General features: G+C 40.1%; 26 protein-coding genes. 22 read left to right on the plus strand and 4 right to left on the minus strand.

Translation table 11 applies throughout. The annotated features are described in order from the left end of the window. Nucleotides 1-7 precede the first annotated feature (7 nt). The 6 genes from AACZ87_RS13900 to AACZ87_RS13925 all read left to right on the plus strand — a co-directional run bounded on the left by AACZ87_RS13900 (nt 8) and on the right by AACZ87_RS13925 (nt 6765). Nucleotides 8-319, plus strand: a complete 312-nt coding sequence (locus AACZ87_RS13900) for a DUF721 domain-containing protein (RefSeq protein WP_339868030.1) — start codon at nt 8-10, stop codon at nt 317-319. A 110-nt stretch (nt 320-429) separates the two neighbouring features. Next, nucleotides 430-2490 carry a SpoIIE family protein phosphatase gene (locus tag AACZ87_RS13905; RefSeq protein ID WP_339868032.1) on the plus strand — a complete coding sequence of 687 codons (2061 nt, stop codon included), beginning with the start codon at nt 430-432 and terminating at the stop codon, nt 2488-2490. Between the two features lie 19 nt (nt 2491-2509). Continuing rightward, the gene (locus AACZ87_RS13910) at nt 2510-2842 is read left to right on the plus strand and encodes an STAS domain-containing protein (RefSeq protein ID WP_339868034.1); all 333 of its coding nucleotides are present in this window, start codon (nt 2510-2512) and stop codon (nt 2840-2842) included. Nucleotides 2843-2855: 13 nt separating this feature from the next. Next, nucleotides 2856-3257 (plus strand): ATP-binding protein, encoded by a 402-nt coding sequence (locus tag AACZ87_RS13915; RefSeq protein WP_339868036.1) that lies wholly within the window; start codon nt 2856-2858, stop codon nt 3255-3257. An 87-nt stretch (nt 3258-3344) separates the two neighbouring features. Further along, a complete protein-coding gene (locus AACZ87_RS13920; protein ID WP_339868038.1) occupies nt 3345-5345 on the plus strand; it encodes a peptidylprolyl isomerase in 2001 nt (666 codons plus the stop codon). Nucleotides 5346-5397: 52 nt separating this feature from the next. Beyond that, nucleotides 5398-6765, plus strand: coding sequence for a peptidylprolyl isomerase (locus AACZ87_RS13925; RefSeq protein ID WP_339868040.1), 1368 nt, complete (start codon nt 5398-5400; stop codon nt 6763-6765). A 54-nt stretch (nt 6766-6819) separates the two neighbouring features. Here the strand turns inward: AACZ87_RS13925 and AACZ87_RS13930 are convergent, their stop codons facing one another. Beyond that, nucleotides 6820-7140 carry a hypothetical protein gene (locus tag AACZ87_RS13930; RefSeq protein ID WP_339868041.1) on the minus strand — a complete coding sequence of 107 codons (321 nt, stop codon included), beginning with the start codon at nt 7138-7140 and terminating at the stop codon, nt 6820-6822. A gap of 90 nt (nt 7141-7230) precedes the next feature. Then, on the minus strand, nt 7231-9018 hold the full coding sequence (locus AACZ87_RS13935; protein ID WP_339868043.1) for an ABC transporter ATP-binding protein: 1788 nt from the start codon (nt 9016-9018) through the stop codon (nt 7231-7233). Between the two features lie 145 nt (nt 9019-9163). On the opposite strand from AACZ87_RS13935, the gene AACZ87_RS13940 reads away from it, so the two are divergent. From AACZ87_RS13940 to AACZ87_RS13990, 11 genes are all read left to right on the plus strand, one after another. Beyond that, nucleotides 9164-10264: a Glu/Leu/Phe/Val dehydrogenase dimerization domain-containing protein gene (locus AACZ87_RS13940; protein WP_339868045.1), complete on the plus strand. Its 1101-nt coding sequence runs from the start codon at nt 9164-9166 to the stop codon at nt 10262-10264. Between the two features lie 115 nt (nt 10265-10379). Further along, nucleotides 10380-11564 carry a transcription antitermination factor NusB gene (gene nusB / locus AACZ87_RS13945; protein ID WP_339868046.1) on the plus strand — a complete coding sequence of 395 codons (1185 nt, stop codon included), beginning with the start codon at nt 10380-10382 and terminating at the stop codon, nt 11562-11564. Between the two features lie 7 nt (nt 11565-11571). Then, nucleotides 11572-11874 carry a YtxH domain-containing protein gene (locus AACZ87_RS13950; protein WP_339868047.1) on the plus strand — a complete coding sequence of 101 codons (303 nt, stop codon included), beginning with the start codon at nt 11572-11574 and terminating at the stop codon, nt 11872-11874. Between the two features lie 113 nt (nt 11875-11987). Continuing rightward, entirely contained in the window at nt 11988-12530 is a 543-nt protein-coding gene (locus AACZ87_RS13955; protein ID WP_339868048.1) for a DUF1573 domain-containing protein, read from the plus strand. A 2-nt stretch (nt 12531-12532) separates the two neighbouring features. Then, on the plus strand, nt 12533-12850 hold the full coding sequence (gene yajC, locus AACZ87_RS13960; protein ID WP_339868050.1) for a preprotein translocase subunit YajC: 318 nt from the start codon (nt 12533-12535) through the stop codon (nt 12848-12850). Nucleotides 12851-12858: 8 nt separating this feature from the next. Then, a complete protein-coding gene (locus AACZ87_RS13965) occupies nt 12859-13824 on the plus strand; it encodes a YbbR-like domain-containing protein (RefSeq protein WP_339868052.1) in 966 nt (321 codons plus the stop codon). Next, nucleotides 13817-14422: a dephospho-CoA kinase gene (coaE, locus tag AACZ87_RS13970; RefSeq protein WP_339868054.1), complete on the plus strand. Its 606-nt coding sequence runs from the start codon at nt 13817-13819 to the stop codon at nt 14420-14422. The genes AACZ87_RS13965 and coaE overlap by 8 nt, the downstream gene beginning before the upstream one ends. A gap of 76 nt (nt 14423-14498) precedes the next feature. Beyond that, nucleotides 14499-15380, plus strand: coding sequence for a bestrophin family ion channel (locus tag AACZ87_RS13975; protein ID WP_339868056.1), 882 nt, complete (start codon nt 14499-14501; stop codon nt 15378-15380). A 49-nt stretch (nt 15381-15429) separates the two neighbouring features. Then, complete coding sequence (locus AACZ87_RS13980) at nt 15430-16224, plus strand: HipA family kinase (RefSeq protein ID WP_339868058.1); 795 nt, start codon at nt 15430-15432, stop codon at nt 16222-16224. Beyond that, nucleotides 16202-16585: a DUF3037 domain-containing protein gene (locus tag AACZ87_RS13985; RefSeq protein WP_339868060.1), complete on the plus strand. Its 384-nt coding sequence runs from the start codon at nt 16202-16204 to the stop codon at nt 16583-16585. Before AACZ87_RS13980 ends, AACZ87_RS13985 begins: the two co-directional genes overlap by 23 nt. A gap of 153 nt (nt 16586-16738) precedes the next feature. Then, on the plus strand, nt 16739-17953 hold the full coding sequence (locus AACZ87_RS13990) for an outer membrane beta-barrel protein (RefSeq protein WP_339868062.1): 1215 nt from the start codon (nt 16739-16741) through the stop codon (nt 17951-17953). A 103-nt stretch (nt 17954-18056) separates the two neighbouring features. Here AACZ87_RS13990 and serS read toward each other — a convergent pair whose 3' ends face one another. Together serS and AACZ87_RS14000 are read right to left on the minus strand one after the other, a co-directional pair. Continuing rightward, nucleotides 18057-19328, minus strand: coding sequence for a serine--tRNA ligase (serS, locus tag AACZ87_RS13995; RefSeq protein WP_339868063.1), 1272 nt, complete (start codon nt 19326-19328; stop codon nt 18057-18059). A 39-nt stretch (nt 19329-19367) separates the two neighbouring features. Further along, nucleotides 19368-20135: a hypothetical protein gene (locus AACZ87_RS14000; protein ID WP_339868064.1), complete on the minus strand. Its 768-nt coding sequence runs from the start codon at nt 20133-20135 to the stop codon at nt 19368-19370. Nucleotides 20136-20209: 74 nt separating this feature from the next. On the opposite strand from AACZ87_RS14000, the gene AACZ87_RS14005 reads away from it, so the two are divergent. The 5 genes from AACZ87_RS14005 (at nt 20210) to AACZ87_RS14025 (ending at nt 24880) form a co-directional block, all read left to right on the plus strand. Further along, nucleotides 20210-21187: a 2-oxoglutarate and iron-dependent oxygenase domain-containing protein gene (locus AACZ87_RS14005; RefSeq protein ID WP_339868066.1), complete on the plus strand. Its 978-nt coding sequence runs from the start codon at nt 20210-20212 to the stop codon at nt 21185-21187. A 2-nt stretch (nt 21188-21189) separates the two neighbouring features. After that, nucleotides 21190-22389: a chromate efflux transporter gene (gene chrA / locus AACZ87_RS14010; protein ID WP_339868067.1), complete on the plus strand. Its 1200-nt coding sequence runs from the start codon at nt 21190-21192 to the stop codon at nt 22387-22389. Between the two features lie 92 nt (nt 22390-22481). Then, nucleotides 22482-23147 carry a CBS domain-containing protein gene (locus tag AACZ87_RS14015; protein ID WP_339868069.1) on the plus strand — a complete coding sequence of 222 codons (666 nt, stop codon included), beginning with the start codon at nt 22482-22484 and terminating at the stop codon, nt 23145-23147. Nucleotides 23148-23150: 3 nt separating this feature from the next. After that, nucleotides 23151-24026: an NAD kinase gene (locus AACZ87_RS14020; RefSeq protein ID WP_339868071.1), complete on the plus strand. Its 876-nt coding sequence runs from the start codon at nt 23151-23153 to the stop codon at nt 24024-24026. Between the two features lie 104 nt (nt 24027-24130). Next, nucleotides 24131-24880, plus strand: coding sequence for a DUF6089 family protein (locus AACZ87_RS14025; RefSeq protein ID WP_339868073.1), 750 nt, complete (start codon nt 24131-24133; stop codon nt 24878-24880).

Consider the following 24880-nt stretch of genomic DNA (forward strand, 5'->3'; position numbering starts at 1 on the left):
CTTCATTATGAGCAAAGACGGATATTTTAGTAGAAAAAAGGAAGTGGCTCCACTTGAGTCAGCATTCAATGATTTGCTCAAGGCGTACCGATTGGAGGGGAAATTCAGAGAAAAATCACTCGTCCACGATTGGCCAGAACTAGTGGGAAAAACTATCGCAGACCGAACCACTTCAGTATTCATCAAAGACAAAAAGCTATTTGTAAAACTTAACTCTGGACCGATTAAGAAAGAATTACTGATGAACAAGAGCAAGGTTCTCACGCTGATTGAAGGAAAATATGGAGCAGGAGTCATTGATGATTTGGTCTGCATGTAACTACTAATCTGAGCCTTCTAATTTAGACTTTTTAACATCCTCACCGCTCACTTACCAATCCACTTTCACGGTTTTTCAATCCTTATGAGTATTATTGTGGAAGCACATCCATGATCAAACTACCACCAATCCATATCGGAAAGCTAAGCTTGTTGCTCGCCATCCTGGTATGGCTTGCTTTGCTGTTTGTGAATTTGGTGAGACTGGTTGGCACTCTGAACCAAATGGACTCAGGAATCGCCATTGAGTTCACCTGGATCCTGCAGACGCTGTTTTATTTGACCGTTTATGGTTTTTATAAATACTCAATCACCAAAAGCTCTCAAAGTGATTTTCTCAACCTTATTTGGAGAGGAGCGTCTACAGGGATTTTTGCAGTAGCCGTTTACATAGCTATTGATTTGTTTTACCGCTCTCTTGGCGAAAGTAAACTCGCTACAGAGCCTTTTTTGATGACATTTTTCTATCATGTCCGCTTCGGATTACTGACTATATTTTTGATTTCGACTTCGCTTTTATGGCAACATCTCATTCTTTACCAAAAGACCAAACGAGTTGTAAAGCAGTGGCAGGCCTATGAAATAGCACTATTGGTGTCTATGTTTTTGGTATTCTTCGATAGAGGTATTAACGAATACAGTTTCTTCTTCGGGTTGGTACTTCTTGGGATACTTGCAGCTATTCTTTCCACTAATTTGAAGTGGATTCCTTACCTGACTTTCAAGGAGAAATGGAAGTCCTTACTCTTCCTTTCTGTTATTATTGCCTCAGTAGGCTATTTCCTTTGGTACACATTTTCGGAAGAAAAAGACTATACCTATCAGGCTAATCTTACCTGGAACTTATTCATAGTTTCCATTTTTTGGTTCGTGCTGATCTACGCTGTTCTCGGGTTCCTCGTCACCCTTTTCAATCTTCCTACTTCTTCAGTTTTTGAACAAAAACTAACTGAAGCGATTAATTTCCAGCGACTCAGTCAGTCTATTCAGCCTGAGGAAAGCGAGGAAGAGGTGTTGGATATATTGATGGATTCCTGTATGAGTGCTGCTTATGCAGATGCAGCCTGGCTGGAAATGACCAGCGAAGAATTCCCTGCAGGTTTTACCCAAGAGCGTTTTATTGATAGAAAAACGAGGGAGGAAATCTCTGATCTAATCCAAAACCAGAAAGTAGTACAGGAATGGTCTTCGGAGAAAAGACCAGATAACCTAAACCCGATTACGTTGAGGCTGGACAATCCAAAGTACGAATCGGCTCTGCTGGTCCCTCTGGTGATCAACAAATCGGTAATTGGAAAAATAGTGCTTTGTAAGGAAGTGCGGGAAGGTTTCAATAAAGAAATGCTGAACATCATCAGCACTTTTGCAAGGCAAGCCTGCATCGCTGTGGAAAATCATCGATTGCTCAACCAAGCTATTCAAAATGAACGCTACCAAGAGGAATTGAAAATCGCACAGCGCGTGCAGAAATCACTTCTTCCGACGCTATTAGATCATAACCAATCCTTTGAAATTTGCGCCTATTCCAATGCAGCGGATGAAGTAGGGGGGGATTATTACGATACGTATAAACTCGATGAAGATAGGTATGTATTGATCATCGGTGACGTTTCTGGTAAAGGAACTTCAGCGGCTTTTCACATGTCTCAGATGAAAGGTATATTTCAAAGTCTGATTCAATTGAATCTCAGCCCTGCCGATTTTATGATCAAAGCAAATGCTGCTTTGAGTAAATGTCTGGAAAGGAACCATTTCATCACCGCTTCTATTTTTATCATCAACACTACGAAACAAACTATCTGTCATTCACGTGCAGGTCATGTCCCTACCCTAATTCATAAGTCAGGGTTGAACAAATCAGAATATTTGGAGATTGATGGATTAGGTTTGGGGATTTTAAGAAACATGCAATATGAAAATCACGTTGTGGAAAGAACCTTTACCTATCACTCAGGAGATGTATTAGTCCTATTCACAGATGGTATTGTAGAGGCAAAAAATGACAAGTCTCATCAATTTGGTTATGAGCGAATCAGAACCCTGTTGGAAGTTTATCACGAATTAAACCCACAAGAACTTCAGACCAAAATCATCAACTCACTCCATGAATTTGTAGGTGGAGATGGCTTGATAGATGACGATTATTCTATGATGGTGGTAAAATTCACTTAAAAATAAAGAAAGCTAGAAAATGCTAACGATAGAAACCCAAGAAGAAAACGGACACGATATTTTGTTCCTAAAAGGTGAAGTAGATGCCAGTAACTCGGTCATCTTGGATGAGGCGATTACCAAAATGATTGCTGATGGAAGCAGCTCCATCTTTGTCGATGGATCAGGACTGGAATATATTTCTTCGGCAGGTTTGGGCGTATTTATGTCCTATTTGGAAGATTTTCAAGATAATAATATAGACTTGAAAATCTACTCGCTATCAGACCGCGTATTTGAAGTGTTTAAAATTCTGGGATTAGACCAACTTATGAACATCTATCCTGACAAAAAAACTGCTTTGAAAAGCTAAAATGAAGCATCAGATGAAAATATCTTGTCAAACTGCAGCTCTCTCTGCACTGCGTGTCTTCTTAAAAAAGACATTAGGAGAATTGCACCTGTCTGACATCGACCAACTCCAGATCACGCTGGCAGTCGAAGAGGTATGTGCTAATCTGATCATCCATTCCCACAACTGTAACGCTTCTGATTACATCCAACTCAAAGTCAAACAAGTACCTGGAAAATTGATTTTTGAAATCACCGACGAAGGAAAAGCATTCAATATGCTCGATTATGAGGTGCCAGACTTAGATAAAGTGAAAGGAGAAAAGCGAAAAGGAGGTTTAGGCATAATTTTGGTCAAGAAGATAATGGATGAAATCGAATTTGAATCCACCAAAGGCACCAATACCTGTCGGCTGATCAAGTGGTTTCAGTCCTAATTCTTGTTAAATGCTTAGTATTCGGGACATTTGACTTTAAATCCTAATAAATTTGTAAAATTGCATTCCAATTCTGCCATTTCATACATGACAAACCGAACCATTTCGGCACTTATACTTACCCTCCTCCTAGCATTTGAGTCTTCAGTTTCAGTGATGGCTTTTGATCAGTCGCTGGGGCAGGATGACCCCTTGTTGAGCATAGGAGGCAAACCTGTGGATAAGGATGAGTTGATCTACCTTCTTTCTAAAGGCAATAAATCTGAGCCTGGCACGCCAGGTATGTCCAGAGATGAATTTGATGAGAATCTTGACCTTTTCATCAATTATAAATTAAAAGTAAGGGAGGCTGAAGCCCAAGGTCTTGACCAAAGTGAAGAGTTTCTTCAGGAATTTGAATCCTTTCGTGAAAATCTTAAGGCCCCATTTCTAATCAGAAATTCACTGGAAGAAGGTGAGTTGAGGAAGGCTTATTCCAGGATGCAGGAAATCGTTCGTGCCAGCCATATTCTTCTTCAATTTCCTCCAAATGCAACTCAGGAAGATAGTCTGATCGTCCTAAGAATGGCGTTGAAAATCGAAGATGAGATAAAAGCCGGTGGCAGCATCAATGAGCTTGCTGTAAAATATTCAGACGATCCCTCAGCACAAGTAAATAAAGGAGATTTGGGCTATTTCACAGCCCTTCAGATGGTCCAGCCGTTTGAAGATGCTGCATTTTCACTTCAGCCGGGGCAGGTTTCGGATCCGGTGTTGACGAATTTTGGCTATCACATCATCAATGTAAAGGATCGTCAGCCTAACCCAGGCCAGGTACGTGTTTCTCATATTTTAGTACGCATAGATGAGAATTCACCGAATGGAGAAGATCTTGCTAAGCGCAAAGTGGCAGACATTTACACAGAAATTCAAAAAGAAAACACCGTTTGGGAAGAGATTGTAAAGACCTATTCCGAAGATCCTTCAAGCAGCCAAAAAAGTGGAATGCTCCCTTGGTTTAGTGTAGGAGCTATGATCCCGGAATTTGAAATGGCCGCATTTTCATTGACTGAACTAGGGGAAGTCTCTCCTCCGATTCGCACGAGATATGGCTATCATATTCTGAGATTAGAAGACAAAAAGCCAATAGACAGCTTTGAATCAATGGAAGAAAGTATCCGCTCTAGAATATTGAGGGATTCCCGATCCACCATGATTCAATCCCAAGTAATGGCGATTCAGAAGTCTCGCTACAATTTCAAAGAGAATGAAGCAACTATCAATAAGTTGAGAGCAGAATTAAATACTACTTCCAAATCTGAATTTGCTCAGGAGATGAAAGAAAAGGATTTGGGCACTGACCAGCTTTTCTCTCTGAATGGCAAGAGCTACATAGCTCAAGACCTCGTCGATTACATGACGGAACAAGAAATTGCGCTTAGAAGCACAGATGGAATGTTCGACGCTTGGTATGATCGCTTCGCCGCATCAGTATTGAACGATGCCGAAGAAGCAGATCTAGAGGCAACTAATAAAGAGTATCAAATGCTTTTGAAAGAATATAGAGATGGGATCTTGTTGTTCTCACTTATGAATGAGGAAGTATGGCAGAAAGGTCTTATGGACTCTGTTGCTCAAAGAGCATTTTTCAACAAAAACATACAGGAATACCAGTGGAAAGGCAGAGTCAATGCATACATCGTCAAAGTCCTTGACATGACACAATTGGATGCTGCGAAAAAAATGCTGGAGGGTAAAGCACTTTCTGAGGAACTTATAGCAACTTTCGAAAATAGCTACCAGCCTAGCAATTCCTTAGCTTTTCAAACTGAAACCGGCAATTTAGAATACAGCGAGCACCCTGTATTATCCGAAGCTGATTTGGACAAAAACTATCAGGAAATCGAAGCAAATGGACATTTGCATATCGTGATCCTCGGAGAAAAGACTAGTCCAGGCCCCAGAAAATTTGAAGAAACACGGGGATTGGTGATAAGAGACTATCAAGAGTATTTAGATAAAAACTTGGTAGAAACTTTAAGGAAAAAGTATCCAATTAAAATTAACCCAAAAGCTAAAGAGGAAACCTTCATCGCTTTGAATCAATAATAATTCAAAAAAGAAAACCATCTCATAAGTCTCAAGAGAAGGAAAAACACATATGAAATTACTAAACCGACTAACATTTACTTTACTTGCCAGTTTGCTGATCACCGCATCATATGCACAAGAAGCCCCTCCTACAGGGCAGGTTCTTGACAAGATTGTGGCAAAAGTAGATAACTATATATTACTTGAATCAGATGTACAGAAAGCGTACATGGAAGCGCTAGCGCAGAATCAGCAAGGACAGATGGCTCCTACCCGCTGCGATGTTTTTGAATCTTTGATGATCAATAAATTGATGGCAGCAAAAGCTGAAGTCGATTCAGTAATTGTCACTGATGCGGAGGTAATGCTTCAAACAGAGCAACGATTCAGCATGGTGATGAATCAATTTGGCGGCGATGAAAGTACACTTGTAGAAGCATACGGTAAAACTTCAGACCAGCTGAAAGCGGAGATTGAGGACGTGATCAGAGAGCAGCTTATTGTACAGCGAATGAGAACCCAGATCACTGAAGGATTGACAGTTTCCCCTAATGACGTGAGAGAATTTTACAACTCCATTCCTAAAGATTCTTTACCGTTATTCACTTCGGAAGCTACTGTAGGTCAAATCGTGGTGAAACCTAAGGTTAATCCTAAAACAAAAGATGATATTTTCAATCAATTGAACCAATTCAAGAAAGACATTGGAGAGGGAAAGGCTGATTTTGCGGATTTAGCTAGACAGTATTCTGAAGATCCAGGATCAGGAGCTCAAGGTGGTGATTTAGGTTTTTTCAGAAGAGGTGAATTAGCTCCGGAGTTTGAAGCTACAGCTTTGGCTTTGAAGCCAGGTGAATTAAGTGACCCTGTAGAAACTGATTTTGGCGTTCACTTAATCCAATTACTTGAGAGAAGGAATGATGGCTCATTCAATACAAGGCATATTCTAAGAATACCTAAAGCTACCACTGCAGACATAGAAAAAGCTGAAAGATTTTTGGATAGTTTAAGGACTGAAATTGAAGCGGGAAAATTGGATTTTGCCAAAGCCGCGAAAGATTTCTCAGATGACAGAACAACTTCTGATGCCGGTGGGTTTTTCACAGATCCTTCCAACAATTCAAATAGGCTATCCTTGAGAACTCTGGATGACCCAAGTCTATATTTCTTGTTAGATTCTATGGAAGTAGGTGACATTACTAAGCCTATGCAGTTTCAAGATCCTAGGGAAGGAACGAAAGTTCGAATCCTCTACTATAAAGCCAAATACCCGGCTCACCGGGCGAACATGGAGGATGACTATGAAAAGCTTAAAGCTGCTGCTCTTCGCAAGAAGGAAGACGATATCTTAAGCACCTGGTTTGTGACAGCAAAAGAGGACATCTTTATTGATCTCGATCCTTCCTATGATCGATGTAACGCACTCGCAGAGAAATAACAAAAAATGCCCGAAGATTTCGGGCATTTTTTGTTTGTGATGGAAACTCCAATTCTATTTTTGTTTACCAAAAAGTGCATGTAAAGCTAATCCTATCTGCTTTATTCCTTCTTTAAAAAAGCCCTTGGATTCTTCTAGTTTAGGCTTAAAATCATCAGTTCGCTCTTTGAACTCCCGCTCTAGAATCTCCTTGCCCTTTTTAAACTCTGCTTCTAACGAGGTCTTGTTTTCTTTTAGATCCTTGATCTTCTTGTCTATTTCCTCTTTGGCCTCGCTTCCTGCCTCGGCGCCTTTTTTGACTAGCTCTTCGATTTTATCGCCAATTTCCTTAAGTACTTTTTCTATATCCTGAGTGGTGGATTTCTTTGTTGCCATGACTAAAAATTATTAGATGAACTGATACTAATCAAGTTAATTACTTTTTTCTGAAAGCATCTTAATTACCATAAAAATCAAGCAAAAACCCTAATTATCAATGGATTCACCTTGGGTTTGCTTTTCATAAAGCTCAGCATAGACTCCTTTTTGCTTCATCAAAGACTCATGGTTTCCTTGCTCTATAACTTTTCCATCATCCAGCACAATAATCTGGTCAGCAAGTTTGGCAGAGGAAACACGGTGAGAGATGATGATCGAAGTACGGTTTTTCATGATATTCTTCAAGGCCGTCAAAATCACGTTTTCAGTCTTGGTATCAACAGCGGAGAGGCAATCGTCTAAAATTAGAATCTTTGGTTCCTTTGCAATAGCTCTAGCAATAGATACCCGCTGCTTTTGCCCTCCGGAAAGTGTAATTCCTCGCTCTCCTAGCATCGTTTCAAATCCTTTGGGGAAATCAACAATGTTCTGATACACATCAGCATCCTTCGCAGCTTGCTCTATTAGCTGTGAATTTGCATTTTCTACTCCAAATGCAATATTATTCCCTATGGTATCTGAAAACAAAAAGACATCCTGCGGAACGTAGCCAATTTGCCTTCTCAAATCTGCGATCGAGAATGCATCAATTTGCTTACCGTCAATCTTGATTACGCCCTTACTAGGATCATACATCCGCATCAGTAGATTGGCGATGGTAGACTTTCCAGACCCAGTGGTGCCGATTATTCCAAGCGTTTGGCCTTCCTGGATTTTGAAGCTAACATCCCTCAAAGCCTTGATTCCTGAATCTGGATAGACGAATGATACATTTTCTACTTCAACAGTTCCCTTTATATCTGCCTTGATAGCATCAGTACTTATGATGTCATTCTTCTCATCCAAAAACTCATTAATCCGAGTCTGTGAAGCTGCTGCTCGCTGCACAATACTTGTGACCCAGCCCAAAGATGTGACTGGCCATGTCAGGATGTTCACATAAAGAATAAATTCTGCGATGACACCATAACCAATCTCTCCACTCATCACCTGCAAACCACCTACATAAACAGTAATAATGGTGGAAACCCCAACCAATCCCATGATGATCGGGAAAAACAAAGCATTTACTTTAGTCAGTCGAATGGATTTCACCTTGTAGTCTTCACTTGCTGTCGCAAAGTCATTGACACTATCACTTTCCCTGACGAAAGCTTTGAGCACTCTAATTCCCGAAAAAGCCTCTTGGACAAATGTGCTCAATCCACTGAGACTACGCTGGATCTTTTCCGAGCGCTCATTGATCATATTATTCACATAATAGATACTTAATGAAAGTACAGGAAGTGGCAAAAGTGCATACAGCGTCAGCATAGGATTGACTGTGATCATATACGAAATCACAAGAGGAAAAAGAATCAACAAATTCAATCCGTACATGATTGCAGGACCTAAGTACATGCGGACGCGGCTTACATCTTCGGTAATTCTGGCCATCAGATCACCTGTACTATTCTTTCTGTAAAAACTCAGCGGAAGTTTTTGGTAGTGCTCATAGATCTCATTTTTAATATCATACTCCACTTTTCGTGACATGATGATGAGCGTCTGACGGATAAAGAATAAGAATACCCCTCTCAACAATGCCATCACTAGGATCAAAACACCAAAGACAACTACAAATTTTAAGAAAATATCTTGGGCCTGCTCACCCATTCCGCCCTGCTCCAAAGGCTTATAAATAGAAAAACTTTCAACCACATAATCTATTGCAAGTCTGACCAGTTGCGCAGGGATAATTACGAAAATATTTGAAATCACCGTAAAAACTATCCCCAAAAGGATCAAGCCCTTGTATTTGTATAAATACTTATTGAGTCGCCAAAGTGGTTTCACCAAATAAAAATTTTAATATGAAGGAAATGGATTAGGAAAACTGGGTATATTAAACCTTTGAAGGCCAATAAAAGTATTTAATTTTGTATCGGCTATTTTCGCAAGGAGTACCCAAATATAACACATTCTAAAAAGCTAAGTTCACATGTTAGAGATTAAAGCTACCGAAACAGTAAGTGAAGGTTCAATCTTTGGCCAAATCACCACGATGGATCACGAGCAATTGGTGATCTGCCATGATGAAGCTACCGGCCTTAAGGCATTGATCGGAATTCACAACACCACTCTGGGCCCAGCATTGGGCGGAACCCGTATGTGGCCTTATGCTTCTGAACAGGAAGCGATTACAGATGTCCTTCGTCTATCCAGAGGAATGACTTTCAAAAATGCCTTGGCTGGACTTAATCTCGGCGGAGGAAAAGCGGTGATTTTGGGAGACCCAAAATTGAAAAATGAAGCTTTCCTTAGACGTTTCGGCAGATTTGTCCAGAGTTTAGGTGGCAGGTACGTGACCGCAGAGGACGTAAACATGAACACAGCAGACATGGAGTTCATCGGACTAGAAACCCGCCATGTCACTGGACTTCCTGAGATCAAAGGTGGCGGTGGAGATCCCTCTCCAGTAACTGCCTATGGCGTTTACATGGGTATGAAAGCAGCTGCGATGAAAGCCTTTGGTTCAGAATCATTGCAAGGAAAGCGAATCGGCGTGCAAGGCGTAGGTCAAGTGGGTAAATATCTTATTGACTACCTGGTAAAAGAAGGAGCCAACGTGCTAGTCACCGATATTTTCGAAGACAAGCTACAGGCAGTCGCCAAAAAAACAGGTGCGCAGGTGGTCGATCCAAATGTGATCTATGATTTGGAAATGGACATCTATTCTCCATGTGCGCTAGGTGCCACGATCAATGATCAGACGATAGATCGATTGAAATGTGCAGTAATCGCTGGTGGAGCAAACAACCAATTGAAAGACGAAACAAAGCATGGCAAAATCCTGGTAGAAAAAGGAATCGTCTATGCACCAGACTTCCTTATCAATGCAGGCGGTGTCATAAACGTAGGCGCAGAGTACTTTGGTGGCTACAACAGAGATACTGTATACAAGCAAACTGAAAAAATCTACGATACCTGTTTGGGTATTTTGAATAAGTCAGAAAAGGAAAACATTCCTGCTCAGCAAGCAGCTATTGAAACAGCAAAAGCTAGAATTGAAGCTATCGGAAGAGTGAAGCTGTCTTTCTAACTAAAATTACATCCATAGTAAAACCACCGGGAATGGCTTCCGGTGGTTTTTTTGTCTCATCTATCTAGGTGATAGCCACATCAAATTGCCTATATTTGCAACTCATTTCGAAGACATGCTAAACAGAAGAATACTACGAGTAAAGGCTTTCCAGAACCTCTATGCATACGAACAGTGCAAGGGTTCTAACCTAAATATTTCAAAAGATTTTATCCGAGCGTCATTTTTGCCAGACTTGAATAGCATGGAAGTGCAGGATAAAACTGCATTAAGCAAAGAAGCCGAGGAAGCAATTAAGTTATTTGAACAAAACCTTACTACAAAAGACTTACTCAAATCAAGCGAAGCAAGCCGCAAAGTAAAGCAAGTGGTTTTGGAAGCATTGAAGAAGTACAATGAGGCAAACGAAAAAGATCATCAGTTTTTGCTGAAGAACATGGTCGTATCAGCGGAACGCATCCCTCAGTTATACTTATTGGCGATTGAGCTACTTCAGGCTTTTGCGAAGCATGTGGAAAAAGAAATTGAGAAGAAAAAGAAATTCGCTGGCAATAATCCTGCTGGATTCGGGAATGAATTGAATTTCCCAAACAATAAAGTGCTTGCATCACTGCGGGAATCAGATTCGTACCGTGCAGCAATTGCCAGAAACAACGTCAACCTCGACGATGTAGAGTTGGAAATCAGAGAATGGTTTAGGGATTACGTGAAACCATCAGAACACTATCAGGCATATCTTCAATTGGAAGCACCAACAGTAACCGAAGATTTCGAGTTAGTGGATGATCTTTTGAAAAAAATACTTTTCAAAAATGAAGTGATGCTAAACTTCTTCTCTGAAAAAGACTTGAACTGGACTGAAGATAAATCAGTGGTAAGAAGCTTAGCTTCAAAGGTCCTGAAAAATGCGGCTAACCTAAATGAGGAAAATGAAAGCCAAATGCCTGAGATAGCCATGAACTGGGACGAGGATAAGGAGTTTTTTCAAAATATCTTTAACTTCACCATTGAGAATGATGCCAAGAGTAAGGCACTAATTACTCAAAAAACAAAAAACTGGGATATTGACAGACTAGCCTTTACGGATAAAGTAATTATTTCAATGGCAATCGCGGAAATGAAAAACTTTCCAAGTATTCCTGTCAAAGTAAGTATAAACGAGTATATCGACATCTCTAAAACTTACAGCACACCAAAAAGCAAGCAGTTTGTGAATGGTTTGCTAGATGTGATGGCGAAAGAGTTAACCGAAAGCGGAGAAATCCGTAAGAGCGGTAGAGGACTTCTGGACAATAAATAATACAACTATGAGCAAAAGCAGCAATTCACTCATCGCATTCATACTTGGCGCAAGCGCGGGCGCAGCAATTGGGGTACTTTTTGCACCTGACACTGGAACAAACACCCGTGATCGACTGACTTTCAAACTTTCTAAGTATAAGAAAGAGTTAGAGGAGTTAATCGATGATCTGGTAGATGGAAAAGAAATGCACCTTAACGAAGCTAAAACTGAAGGAAAGCGTGTGATTTCCGAAGCAAAAAATAAAGCAGAAAATTTACTTAGCGACGTAAATAAATTAATAGACCAAATCAATCAAGGAAATAACTAATAGATCTGAAATCGAGCGAGATATACCCCTAATTATATAGGGATGATAATGTATTGAGCGAGATTCCTCTCGATAGCTATCGGGATATTCATTTAAAAACAAAACATAAACAGATGAAAATAAACGTATTAACTATGGCGGCATTTTCCGTCATGCTTGCACTGGGGACTTCATGTAACCAAAAATCTGAGCAAGATGCCAAGATTAAGGCTCTTGAGGATAAAATAGCTCAGTTAGAAACTGGCAGCCCTACAGTTACACCTGTAAATGCTCAAGCTACTACAGCAGCTGATCCTGCTACCCTTGGGGCTTTCGAGTTTCCGGAAATGGAATATGACTTCGGTACCATCAACGAAGGTCAGGTGGTAGAGCACCTCTTTACTTTTACAAACAATGGCCAGGCTCCTTTGGTGATCTCTAATATCACCGCATCCTGTGGATGTACTAGCCCGGACTGGTCCAAAGCTCCAGTGAAGCCAGGTGCAGATGGTTATGTGAAAGTAGTATTCAACTCCACTTCCAAGTCTGGCGCACAAGCTCCTACAGTAAGTATTCAAGCAAACACAAACCCTGCTGTCACCAGATTGAGATTGAAAGGTACAGTAACTCCAAAAATTGCAGGCGCAGCTACTCCAGTAGGCCCAGTTAAACGATAATTATGATTTCTACAGTATTAGCGCAAGCTGCCGCAGGTGGCAGTGGAATTTTAGGACAGGTTTTTCTTTTCGGTTCTATTATTTTGATCATGTATTTCTTCATGATCAGACCACAGCAAAAAAAGCAAAAGGAAAGCAAAAAATTTATTGAAGAAATCAAAAAGGGCGACGAAGTAGTAACAATCGGCGGACTTCATGGTAAAGTAAGCTCAGTTGAAGGTGACACTGTTATCCTCGAACTTGACAGAGGCATGAAGGTCAAAGTTGAAAAATCTGCTATTTCTCTAGATTTCTCAAAGAAGACAGAAGTAAAAAAATAACTTGAATTTTGCCGGAAACTAAAAAGTCCTCCCAAAGGATTTCTCCTAAAAAACTCTCTAATCTTAAAGTGGTAGTCCTGTGTATTGCAGCAGCTACCACTTTTTGGATTTTAAACGCCCTGAATAAGGACGACTACAATACTATTGTCGATTTCCCAGTTGAATTTGTTTACGACCAAAACCAGTTCGTTGCAGTTGCGGGGTTGCCAAAGACCTTGGAAATAGAAATCTCCGGCAATGGCTGGGACTTACTTAGAAAGTATTTCAACTTCAATAGTGATTCGTATCCTATCGAGCTCACCAATCCAGCCGCTAGAAATTACATTCTCACTGGAGACCTCAAGAGATCTTTGGGAGAATTCCTCTCTCCCACCCAGCTCGTATCCGTCCTGAAAGATTCTCTTAAATTCAATATCGATAAAATCAAAACAATTAAAGTCAAGCCTGTTCTGGATTCTTCTAGCTTTTCTATGGCAAATAACTTCAGGATTGCAGATCAAATTACTTTTACTCCTGGGACTATTAACCTCACTGGCCCGACTTCTATTCTGGATAGCCTGGAAGAAAACTTCCCTGTCACTCTTGATGAGAATAGAATAAATAAGCCAATTAATAAAGAGATTACCCTGACTGTTCCCGAAGAATTGAGCAAACTCGTGCGCATCGAACAACCTAAGGTGACGGTGAAATTCGACGTAGTCGAATTTCTTGAAGGAAATAAACGATTAAAGATCAAGCGATTAAACTTTCCTAAATCAGTAGCTCTAGCAGATGAGGATGTCATGATAATGATATCTTACCTGGTAGATGAGCGCAAATCAGCCGAATTGAAAGACTTGGAATTTGAAGCGGTACTTGATTACTATAAACGAAACAAAGAAGACAGCACCATTACTGTTCAAGTGAGACCGATGCCTGATTTTCTAGAGCAGGTAGTTGCTCAGCCAGCCATTTTAAAACTTAAATATGAGTAAAAACATTCCGCTTTTAGTAGGTATTACAGGTGGAATAGGATCAGGGAAATCCACTGTAGCAAAGATTTTTTCAATCCTCCAGATCCCCATTTATTCTGCTGATGATCGCGCCAAATGGCTTATGAGCAATGACAGTGACCTCAAAAATCAACTCACAGAAGCATTTGGGGCAGAATCTTATAATTCTGAAGGAGAGCTAGACAGAGCCTATTTAGCTCATACTGTATTCTCAAACCCAGAGAAAGTCAAGCTTATCAATTCTCTCGTACATCCAGCCGTAGCAAAGGATTTTAAGGAGTGGGCTTCACAGCAAAGTACAGCTTATGTAGTAAAAGAAGCAGCATTGATCTATGAAACAGGAGGTGATAAAGCACTCGATTATGTGATCAATGTAAGCTCTCCACTGAAAGTCAGAATCTCAAGAACTCTCATGAGAGATTCCCATCGCTCCGAAGAGCAAGTGAATCAGATCGTCAATCAGCAACTTCCAGATGAGCAGAAAAATGAATTGGCTGATTTTGTGATCAAGAATACAGACAATAAAATGCTTATTCCGCAGGTTTTAAAAATCCACCAACAACTCATTTCTAAGAATTAGTCTTTTACTTGTAGTAATAGATTTGGCTTAATTCTTATTTTTCTTCTTTCACTATCAAAACACTTTTCCAAACTGTATGAAAGGATACAATCCAAAAGAATGGTTTCAGGTAATATTTTTAATCCAAAAATCTGACACCTTAGTTAAGCTCGGCCCATTTCTACTCCTCATTTTTGGATACTCTCTAGGGATTGCATGGCTAGAAATGGATTACCTCAACATCGGAAAAAATAGCTGGGTGCAGAACATTCCCATCATGCACAGCTTGTTGAGCTTTGTGATATCCATGCTGCTGGTTTTTCGGACAAATACTGCTTACGACAGGTGGTGGGAAGGTCGAAAACTTTGGGGACAACTGGTAAACAATAGCCGAAACCTGGCCCTGAAGCTCGCCGGAATGCTTGAAAATTCTGATGAGGAATCAAGAAAGTTTTTCAGACGGACCATCCCAATTTATGCCTTTGCGCTGAAAGAGCATTTACAATCCAAGGTCACCTTGTATATGCTTGACGACAAGGAAGATGAGGAAATTAAGCCAGAAATTGATCCAGAAAAACACGTCCCGAATCAAGTGGCCAAGTTACTTTTCGCGAAGGTAAATGACCTGTACAAAGCGAAAAAAATCACTGGAGACCAATTAATCGTACTGAATCAAGAATTAATGTCCTTCACAGATATTTGCGGAGCCTGTGAACGAATAAAGAATACACCGATTCCATATTCATACAGTTCATTTATTAAGAAATTCATCTTGGCTTACGTAGTCACTTTGCCTCTTGGCTATGTATTTTCTCTAGGGTATTATGCAGCTCCCATCGTGACGTTTATATTTTATGTATTAGCCAGTTTGGAATTGATAGCCGAAGAAATCGAAGAGCCTTTTGGCACCGATGCCAATGACCTACCTATGGGGAAATTATCTTCAAACATCCAAAAGCATGTAGAAGAACTGATCTAAATCAGATTCTTTAACTTTGGACAATCAAGGCTTGCATTATAAGTATCAAATGGATCAAAAATTAAGTTTACGCCACGTAAATGTGACCAGATATATTCTCCCCCTACGAGAAGGAGGATCACTGCCTGCACTTGCGGATGCGGATGATGGGTTTAAATATGTACTCAAATTCCGAGGAGCTGGTCAGCGAGAAAAAGCACTCATCGCCGAACTACTGGGCGGGGAAATTGCCAGAGCTTTAGGTTTGAAAGTCCCTGAGTTGGTGTTTGCCAACCTTGATCCTGCTTTCGGTCGATCTGAAGGCGATGAAGAAATTCAAGACCTGCTCAAAGGTAGCCAAGGCCTTAATCTAGCCCTACATTTCTTATCTGGAGCGATCAACTACGATCCCGTGGCCATGAACACAGATCCTCTGCTAGCATCGCAAATAGTCTGGCTGGACATGTTCATCACGAATGTGGATCGAACTTTTAGAAACACAAACATGCTAATTTGGAATCGAGAGCTTTGGTTAATCGATCATGGGGCTTCTTTCTTATTTCAACATGCATGGGTGAATTGGAAGAAAAATGCGGAAAGCCCTTTTCCTATAATAAAAAATCATGTGTTGCTTCCAGCGGCTTCAGAACTAGAAACTGTAAATGCAACTTTTAAAAAGGTTTTGACCTCAGAGAAAATCAGCGCAATTGTAAATACGATTCCAGAAGAATGGCTACTAGCGGGTGGCGATTCTGAACATGCAGATGAAGTGAGAAAAGTTTACCAAGACTTTCTAAATCTTCGCCTTTCCTATTCTGATCAATTCATAAAAGAAGCTCAAGATGCAAGAACAGCACTTATATGAATACGCGATCATCCGTGTAGTGCCGCGGGTGGAAAGGGAGGAATTCATCAATGTTGGTGTAGTGATCTGCCATTGGAAAAGAAATTTCCTTGCCTGTAAGATACATTTGAACACTCAAAAATTATTGATGCTGGATCCTCATGCTGATGTTGAAATGATTGCACTTAATTTGGCCTCTTTTGAAAAAATATGCACTGGTTCAGAAGCAGGCGGTAATATTGCATCCATGGATTTAGCCTCTAGGTTTAGATGGCTAACTGCTGTAAGAAGCTCCATTATCCAAACTTCACGTCCACATTCTGGTACTGCCGAGGACTTGGAGAAAACTTTGGAATGCCTTTTTGAGGAAAATGTAACTTAAGTTAGATTTTTTGCTATACAGGAATTTATTAAACCAATCTCTCATTATTCTGGCTATAAGTACCCGATTTTCCATGCTAAAACAAGTTGGGGTAAATGCTCGAAAACTAATAAAATCATTTATTTTTGACGCAAACTCTAACAAATACCCCATATGAAAAAAGGACTTTTTCTAATTCTATTCTTTACGATTTACTTCAAGTCATTTTCTCAAATTGTATATGAGGAAGGATATCTAATCAACAATTCAAATGAAAAAATTGAATGTTTGATAAAAAACAACGATTGGAAAAGAAACCCTTCCTCCTTTGAATATAAGCTAACTACTGAGGGTGCTGTACAAACTGGAGACATCCAATCTGTACAAGAATTTAAAACAATAAATTCACCCAAATTCATACGAGCCGCTGTGCAGGTAGATGAGTCTAGCCTAAGCAATCTAGACGAAGATCCTTCTCCTAAATTTGTAGCAAAACAAATTTTTCTAAAGACAATCTTAGAAGGAAAAGCATCTCTTTACTCTTTTGAAGACAAAAGTATGAAAAGGTATTTTTATGCTATCGATGACTCTGAAATTGAGCAACTAGTCTATAAAAAATATAAAAACGGAAATGCAATCAGTGAAAACGCGCAATTCAGAAATCAATTAATCAATACCCTAGTTTGTCCATCCTTTACTTTTCAAGAGTTCCAAAACATAGGTTATACTCAAAAGGAGTTAGAATCCATTTTCATTAAATACAGTGAATGCACAAACAGCACATTCACAACCAACGAAAAATCAGAAAAGTCAAATTCCTTCCATTTGACTATCAGACCAGGAATCAGTTCCCAAAATTTAGAAATTGAAAATCCCGAAAATGCTATAGAAAAGGTTGATTTTGACAACATACTAGGTTTCAGGATTGGAATAGAGGCAGAATTCATTTTGCCTTTCAACCAAAATAAATGGGGAATTCTAGTTGAGCCAACTTTTCAAAGCTATAATGCAGATAAATCTGCGCGAACCGGAGCTGCCACAGAGGACAACTATCTTGTCTCGGTCAAATACAAATCAATTGAGTTGCCAATAGGATTCAGATATTACATGTTTTTGAATAACAACTCCAAATTATTCTTTAACCTTTCCTACATCACTGATTTATCATTAGCTTCTAAGATTGAATTTACGAGAACGGATGGCGCCCAAATTCCAGCATTAGAAATAAAATCAGGAGGAAACTTTGGAATAGGCGCTGGATATCGATATAAGAATAAGTTGACAGTAGAGTTAAGACATCATAGCAATCGAGAGATCCTAGGAGGGTATCATAATTGGACTTCCAATTACCGAACTACTCATCTTATTTTAGGATATACACTTTTTTAAAAAACACTCGTCAAAACTATTCCTAAAAGAAAAGGGAACCGCTTTATCATCAGAGATTCCCTTTTTAAAATCTATCTCTAGAATAGTAAATATCTCCTTATCATCAAATCCTATCAAATCCTAAATAAGGCTGAAGCACCTTTGGCATCATGATACCTTCTGGAGTTTGATTGTTTTCCAAGATGGAAGCTACTATTCTAGGCAATGCCAATGCACTACCATTCAGTGAATGAGCTAATTGAGTTTTTTTATCATCCCCACGGAATCGCAATTTCAGGCGATTCGACTGATAGGTTTCGAAGTTAGAAACAGAACTAACTTCCAACCATCTTTCCTGTGCTGCAGAGAATACTTCCATATCATAAGTCAGCGCAGACGTAAAGCCCATATCACCTCCACAAAGTCTCAAAACACGATAAGGCAATTCCAGCTTTTGCAAAAGTCCCTGCACATAAGCGCTCATGCTTTCTAGTGTCTCATAGGATTTATCAGGATGGGTAATCTGCACGATCTCCACTTTGTCAAATTGGTGAAGTCTATTCAATCCTCTCACATGAGCTCCCCAGCTTCCTGCTTCTCTACGGAAACATGGAGAATGCCCCACGTTTTTGATAGGCAGATCACTTTCAGAAAGAATCACATCGCGGTAAATGTTGGTGATTGGAACCTCACCAGTTGGAATCAAATACAAGTTATCAGCGCCTGCATAATACATTTGCCCCTCCTTATCTGGAAGTTGACCAGTTCCATAGCCTGAGTCTTCATTTACCAAGATTGGCGGTTGGATCTCATAATAACCTTGCGCGAGTGCTTCATCCAGGAAGAAATTAATCAACGCTCGCTGCAGCCTCGCCCCTTTTCCTTTATATACTGGAAATCCAGCACCAGAAATTTTATTGCCTAGATCAAAATCGATGATATCGTATTTTTTGATCAAGTCCCAGTGAGGAAGCTTGCCTTCATACAGCGTAGGAATAGCGCCATTCTCCAAGACTACTTCATTGTCCTCAGCAGATTTCCCTGCAGGAACAGAAAAATGTGGGATATTAGGAATGGTATAAAGTAAGGCGATTAAATCAGCTTCTGCTTTTGAGTTTTGTTCTTCAAGATCCTTCACTTGAATTTTCAGCTCAGCCGTTTTCTCTTTGATCTTGACTGCTTCTTCGGCTCTTCCCTCACGCATAAGCGTTCCGATTTCTTTTGAAATAGCATTTGATTCACTTTGAATCTGATCACGCTCCGACTGAGTGGCTTTTCTCAATTCATCAAGAGCAACTGCCTGATTTAAGACAGCCTCTGCATTTGGGAAATTTCTCTTTTGAAGTCCGGCAAGTACACCGGCAAAGTTTTCACGAATCTGATTAACTAAAAGCATTTTAACTTGGTTGAAATTGAAGCCTCAAAGATAACCATGTTAGCGAACAATGATGTCTTTACTCACACTTGAAAATGGTCCGTCAAGCTCTTTTCCATCAGAGCGGAGTAATTTCACTTTCACTTGGTAGTCACCTGGAGGTAGATTTTCGATTCTGACAGGAGCCATGTGGTCAATTTCATAAGCCAAATCATTTACTTCAATTGCAACTTTCAATCCGTCCAACTTCATATCACCTCCTACAACCAAAAAATCAATAATTACTTCTTTTCCAGGCTCATACTCCTGTTCTGAGCGAGGAAAATTCAAAGCTAAATAAGGCTCAGCAGAATACGGGAAAGGTCTGGAATTCCCAACTTGGAAATCCCTGTCCACGTAATTCCCAAAATTCTTCAATGCTAAACCTTCTTCATCTACCAAATAAGCCACCACTCTATAGCTTCCTTCTTTTAAGTCGCGCTGGAAGATTGGAGAATAAAAACCAGCAGGATCTCCTCCATTTAAGATATTGAAAAGCTTAAAGTCCTTAGTTTCATTTAAATCAAAGGGGAAGTTTTTGACATTAAATTCGAATGGCACTTTTCCGGGCTTAAAAATCTGATTTCCTAAAGGGGTGTATAATTCAAGAATAGCGTCGGGAAATGCTGCTTGATCCTCATATTGGAAAAATTTCACCTGTGGAGCGGAAGGCTCCAATGGATCTTGGCCTGTTGGAAGATCTACTATTTCCTCATTAACTCTTTCTTTCTCAGAAGAACAAGCCGAGAAAACACAAATCAAAAGGAGTAAAGTCAGTATTTTATTCATACAGCATGTAAATTGAGATTAAAGATATTTATTTTTAAAGATAAATTAGACCTAGAACTATAATACATCCACACATGGAAATCCTATTTGATGAGATCCCAAGCTTAGATTTAGCTGATTTTACAGCTGGCACTCCTGCCCAAAAGGCAGCATTTGTACAGAAGCTCGGAGAAGCTTACCAAAACATTGGCTTCGTAGCTATCAAAAACCATGGCTTATCGCAAGATCTCCAAGATAGACTCTACGGATCTATAATGGACTTCTTCAAACTTCCAGATGCGGTCAAGTCCAACTACGAGAAACCAGAAATCGGTTTTCAACGCGGCTATACTGGAAAGGGAAAAGAACATGCCAAAGGCAGAAATACAGGAGATTTAAAGGAATTTTATCATGTAGGGCAAGAGCTCAGCCGAATTCCAGATTCTGATCCAATCAAATCTGAATACCCTGCTAACATATGGCCTACCGAGCTTCCTGAATTTCAAAATGACGCCAATGAGGCCTTTCGCACGCTAGAAAGTGCTGGCAAGGCCATGCTACAAGCGATTGCTCTTTCATTGGATTTGGATGAAAATTACTTCGAGGATAAAGTCGCTTACGGAAATTCTATATTAAGACAAATCCATTATTTCCCCATCGAAAACCCTGATGAAGTGCCTGCGGATGCTGTGCGAGCGGCCGAACACGGCGATATCAACCTGATCACCTTGCTAATGGGAGCAAGTGCAGATGGACTTCAAGTACTTAGAAAAGACGGAAAGTGGATCCCAATCACTGCCCTTCCAGACCAATTGGTTGTGAATGTGGGGGATATGCTGGAGCGGTTGACTAATAAAAAATTGAAATCTACCATACACCGAGTAGTAAATCCTCCGCGAGAAAAGATGAACACGAGCAGATACTCTATTCCATTCTTTATGCATCCTCGGTCAGAAATGGATCTTACCTGCCTAGAAAGCTGTGTCGATGCCGTCCATCCTAAACAATTTGAAGATTCTACAGCTGGCGAATTCTTAGAAGAGCGTCTTCGCGAACTTGGGCTAAGAAAGTAAGGATGTCGGTTAAGAAGGTCCGATATTATTTATTTTTGAAAGACATTCTTATGCTCTCTCTGACTGCCTTCGGTGGCCCGCAAGCATTTCTTGCTATGCTTCTGGAGCGAATGGTGAAGAGAAGAGCCTATATTTTGGAGGATGAGCTATGGGAGCTGAATGCACTTTGTAATATGCTGCCCGGCCCATCTTCCACCCAACTTGTGTGTGCGATTGCCTTTCGAGTAGGAGGACCAAATCTAGCCTATCTAGCGCTCTTAGTTTGGATCTTGCCAGCCACACTACTCATGATTTTTGCAGCAATGCTCATCTATTTCTTACAGGAAAATACTCCTGGAGCATTGGATTTTGCACGATTCATTCAGCCAATGGCGATTGGCTTTATCATTTTTGCTGCGCAAAAAATAATCGGAAAAACGATCAAAACTACCGAAGCGATGGTATTGGTACTGATTTCTGCCTTCGTTTCATTCTTCTATAGCTCTCCCTATATCTTCCCCGTTCTTTTACTTATAGGTGGGCTCAGTACATCTATCAAGTACAAGCAACAGCCTAAATTAGAAAAAGACGAACCACTGAAAATAGAATGGGCAAATTTCTATCTATGGGCTGGAGTATTGGTTGTAGCAGCGGGATTAGGTGCCATTACCAAGTATCAACCACTTATCTTATTTGAGAACTTCTATAGAAACGGAAGCCTAATCTTTGGAGGAGGTCAGGTGCTAGTTCCTTATCTATATACTGAGTTTGTCGATTTCAAACACTTCCTAAGCTCAGAGGAATTCCTTACAGGCTATGCAATTTCTCAAGGAATTCCTGGTCCTACCTTTAGTATTTCATCCTATGTGGGCGCACTTTCTATGAAAGAATTTGGAACGGCAGGATTTTTCATGGGTGGTTTTATTGCCGCAGCTGGGATTTTCCTACCAGGGATTTTTCTCATTTTCTTTGTAATCCGGTTTTGGGATCAATTGAAAAAATATCGCCCAGTACGAGCTGCACTAGAAGGAATTAACGCCGTTTCTTGTGGGATGCTAATCGCTGCTGCCTACTTGCTTTTTGAACCCCTTGAAGCAAACGGCTTGAACATCCTGTTTATTCTAGGCACTTATGTATTGCTTCAATTTACAAAAATCTCATCCCCGGTAATCATTGCTGGAGGTGTCGTACTTGGCATTATTTACAATAATTTTTTCCTTTAAAAAGGGAGAATATCCTGTTTATTTCGACCGAAAGGAACAAGAATAGGTAGGCCCACGTTTCATAATTTAAATTCATTCCCTATCTTTCTTCTATGCACGCCTACGAATACATCAACAATCTGATCCCACCTTTGAAGCTTTCTGATAAAACGGGAATGGCTTTGGCATGGATGGAGGAAATCAGAACTGACGTATTACCTGTAATTAACAAAGGGATTTTTCTAGGTTTGATAAAGGAGGAAACAATTTTTGAAGTCAACAATCCCGAGACACTAATTGCTGAAATTGAACCTGCAAATCCAAGCTGCTGGGTTTATTCTGACAAGCATATTTACGACGTGTTAAGAGTAAGTTCTGAGCAAAATTCTAGTATCGTAGCAGTATTGGACAGAGAATCAAACTACCTGGGAGTAGTGACCATGGAGGATTCAATAGCTGCATTTGCAGATAGCCTTTCCATAAAATCCCAAGGAAGCGTCCTTATCTTATCTATGAGCATGACTGATTATAGCTTGGCGGAAATCTCCAGAATCATAGAAACAGAAAACACCAAAGTGTTGAGTTCATTTATTACGGATGATCCATTAGACGATAATAAGATCAAACTCACTTTAAAACTCGATCAGCCCGAACTTCGACACGTCAAAGCAACGCTTGAGCGATTTGGCTATAAAATTATAGACCATTATCAGGAAGAAAGTGGCGTGAGTAGCGAAGAGGACAGAATCGGTAACTTGCTAAGATTTTTAGATATTTAGGACATGAAAGTCGCCCTTCATGGCTTAGCGTTGAAAGCAGAATTGTTTTCAGACGTACAGTCACTTTTCAACGAGCTTACAAAGCAGCAGTTCGAAATTTTCGCCACCGAACAATTTGATCGGCAATTACGAATGCATGGCCATAAAGCATTGAATTATTGGGTTCTCGAAAGTCGGGAAGATATGGCTGCTATGGATTTTGTGATTTCCATAGGAGGAGATGGTACCCTGCTCGATGCTGTATGCCAAGTAGGTGAGCTAGAAGTTCCAATTCTAGGACTTAATACGGGCAGATTAGGTTTCCTGGCCACAGTTGCGACAGAAAAAATAGCCGATGCGATAGCTGACTTGGCCAATAACAACTACCAACTAGAAACCAGGTCTTTAATATCTCTGCAAAGTCATCGAAAGCTATTTAATGGATTGAATTTCGGTTTGAATGAATTCACCATACATAAACGGGATACCTCTTCGATGATTACAGTTCACACATACATTGACGGAAAATATTTGAACAGCTATTGGGCTGACGGATTAATTGTATCCACTCCTACAGGTTCTACGGGTTACTCACTTAGCTGTGGAGGCCCATTAATCTCACCAGAAGCTAAAAACCTAGTAATCACACCCGTTAGCCCGCATAATTTAAATGTGAGGCCTATTATAGTTTCGGACGAAAGTGAGATCAGTTTTGAAATAGAGGGAAGGGCAGAGAAATTCTTAATATCTTTGGACTCACGATCTACGTCAATTTCCTCAGAAGTGAAGTTGAGTGTGAAGAAAGAGAGCTTTTCAGCAAAATTGGTAAAGTTGCCTCATTATCATTTCTTTGATACTCTTAGACAAAAGCTGAATTGGGGTTTTGACATGAGAAACTGAATTAAAGTTTAATGAATTTGGCCAATTTGAGCTTAACAATTATTAACCCGCTAAATACTCAAATGCGTTTTTTAAACGTTAGGTACTTCATATCTTGCATCGTCTTGAAAAAGGTCAATTTTCAGATTTCCAACTACTTACTTGTATTCTCGCTGCTTTTCTTCGGGCTTAACGGAGAAATCAGCGCACAGAAATACGATATAGGAGGAGGCGTAGGAGTCGCTGCTTATTCAGGTGACATCATCAGGAAAATTGATCCGGGCCAATTAGGGTCCCAAGTCACGTTGTTTGGCAGGAGAAATTTTGACAATGTGTGGTCGCTTAGAGCGGGGGGAAATGCTGCGTTCCTATATGGAGCAGATAGTATTAAGCCTATAGATCAATTAGCATACCTTAGGGACGGCAGGTTTAGAGCTGGAGTGTTGGAGTTTTCGGCGGTAATGGAATTTAACTTCCTCGATTATCTGTCGCTAAGCTCTGAGTTTCGCTTCTCACCATATGCTTTCTTTGGTGTTGGCTATACATTTGTTTTCGCAAAAGGGAATACTTTCCAATATAATGTATCCTCAAGATATAATTTGGGAACAGTAGTCATTCCTTTTGGAGGAGGAGTCAAGTACCAGATTGATGAACGATGGACATTAGCAGCAGAATTAGGCTTTCGGCCTACCTTTACAGACTACTTAGACAAAATAGATAGTAAAGAACCAACCATTCCCAGGTTTCCTGATCCTGATAACCCAGATCAACCCTATGGAATTAACTTTGGTAATGCTTACGACAAGGATTGGTACTATTTCTTAGGCGTAACAATCAGCTATACTATCACGACTACCAAATGCTACGCATATTAA

This window comes from uncultured Algoriphagus sp., assembly GCF_963974365.1.
Lineage (GTDB): Bacteria > Bacteroidota > Bacteroidia > Cytophagales > Cyclobacteriaceae > Algoriphagus.

Excerpts from the sequence above, each read along its gene's own strand:
- AACZ87_RS13920 (WP_339868038.1), top strand. The coding sequence starts at position 3,345 with ATGACAAACCGAACCATTTCGGCACTTATACTTACCCTCCTCCTAGCA.
- yajC (WP_339868050.1), top strand. The coding sequence starts at position 12,533 with ATGATTTCTACAGTATTAGCGCAAGCTGCCGCAGGTGGCAGTGGAATT.
- AACZ87_RS13905 (WP_339868032.1), top strand. The coding sequence starts at position 430 with ATGATCAAACTACCACCAATCCATATCGGAAAGCTAAGCTTGTTGCTC.
- AACZ87_RS14000 (WP_339868064.1), bottom strand. The coding sequence starts at position 20,135 with ATGAATAAAATACTGACTTTACTCCTTTTGATTTGTGTTTTCTCGGCT.
- chrA (WP_339868067.1), top strand. The coding sequence starts at position 21,190 with ATGTCGGTTAAGAAGGTCCGATATTATTTATTTTTGAAAGACATTCTT.
- AACZ87_RS14020 (WP_339868071.1), top strand. The coding sequence starts at position 23,151 with ATGAAAGTCGCCCTTCATGGCTTAGCGTTGAAAGCAGAATTGTTTTCA.
- AACZ87_RS13990 (WP_339868062.1), top strand. The coding sequence starts at position 16,739 with ATGAAAAAAGGACTTTTTCTAATTCTATTCTTTACGATTTACTTCAAG.
- AACZ87_RS13925 (WP_339868040.1), top strand. The coding sequence starts at position 5,398 with ATGAAATTACTAAACCGACTAACATTTACTTTACTTGCCAGTTTGCTG.
- AACZ87_RS13915 (WP_339868036.1), top strand. The coding sequence starts at position 2,856 with ATGAAAATATCTTGTCAAACTGCAGCTCTCTCTGCACTGCGTGTCTTC.
- AACZ87_RS13940 (WP_339868045.1), top strand. The coding sequence starts at position 9,164 with ATGTTAGAGATTAAAGCTACCGAAACAGTAAGTGAAGGTTCAATCTTT.
- AACZ87_RS14015 (WP_339868069.1), top strand. The coding sequence starts at position 22,482 with ATGCACGCCTACGAATACATCAACAATCTGATCCCACCTTTGAAGCTT.
- AACZ87_RS13950 (WP_339868047.1), top strand. The coding sequence starts at position 11,572 with ATGAGCAAAAGCAGCAATTCACTCATCGCATTCATACTTGGCGCAAGC.
- serS (WP_339868063.1), bottom strand. The coding sequence starts at position 19,328 with ATGCTTTTAGTTAATCAGATTCGTGAAAACTTTGCCGGTGTACTTGCC.
- coaE (WP_339868054.1), top strand. The coding sequence starts at position 13,817 with ATGAGTAAAAACATTCCGCTTTTAGTAGGTATTACAGGTGGAATAGGA.
- AACZ87_RS13900 (WP_339868030.1), top strand. The coding sequence starts at position 8 with ATGAGCAAAGACGGATATTTTAGTAGAAAAAAGGAAGTGGCTCCACTT.
- AACZ87_RS13985 (WP_339868060.1), top strand. The coding sequence starts at position 16,202 with ATGCAAGAACAGCACTTATATGAATACGCGATCATCCGTGTAGTGCCG.
- AACZ87_RS13980 (WP_339868058.1), top strand. The coding sequence starts at position 15,430 with ATGGATCAAAAATTAAGTTTACGCCACGTAAATGTGACCAGATATATT.
- AACZ87_RS13910 (WP_339868034.1), top strand. The coding sequence starts at position 2,510 with ATGCTAACGATAGAAACCCAAGAAGAAAACGGACACGATATTTTGTTC.
- nusB (WP_339868046.1), top strand. The coding sequence starts at position 10,380 with ATGCTAAACAGAAGAATACTACGAGTAAAGGCTTTCCAGAACCTCTAT.
- AACZ87_RS13975 (WP_339868056.1), top strand. The coding sequence starts at position 14,499 with ATGAAAGGATACAATCCAAAAGAATGGTTTCAGGTAATATTTTTAATC.
- AACZ87_RS13930 (WP_339868041.1), bottom strand. The coding sequence starts at position 7,140 with ATGGCAACAAAGAAATCCACCACTCAGGATATAGAAAAAGTACTTAAG.
- AACZ87_RS14005 (WP_339868066.1), top strand. The coding sequence starts at position 20,210 with ATGGAAATCCTATTTGATGAGATCCCAAGCTTAGATTTAGCTGATTTT.
- AACZ87_RS13955 (WP_339868048.1), top strand. The coding sequence starts at position 11,988 with ATGAAAATAAACGTATTAACTATGGCGGCATTTTCCGTCATGCTTGCA.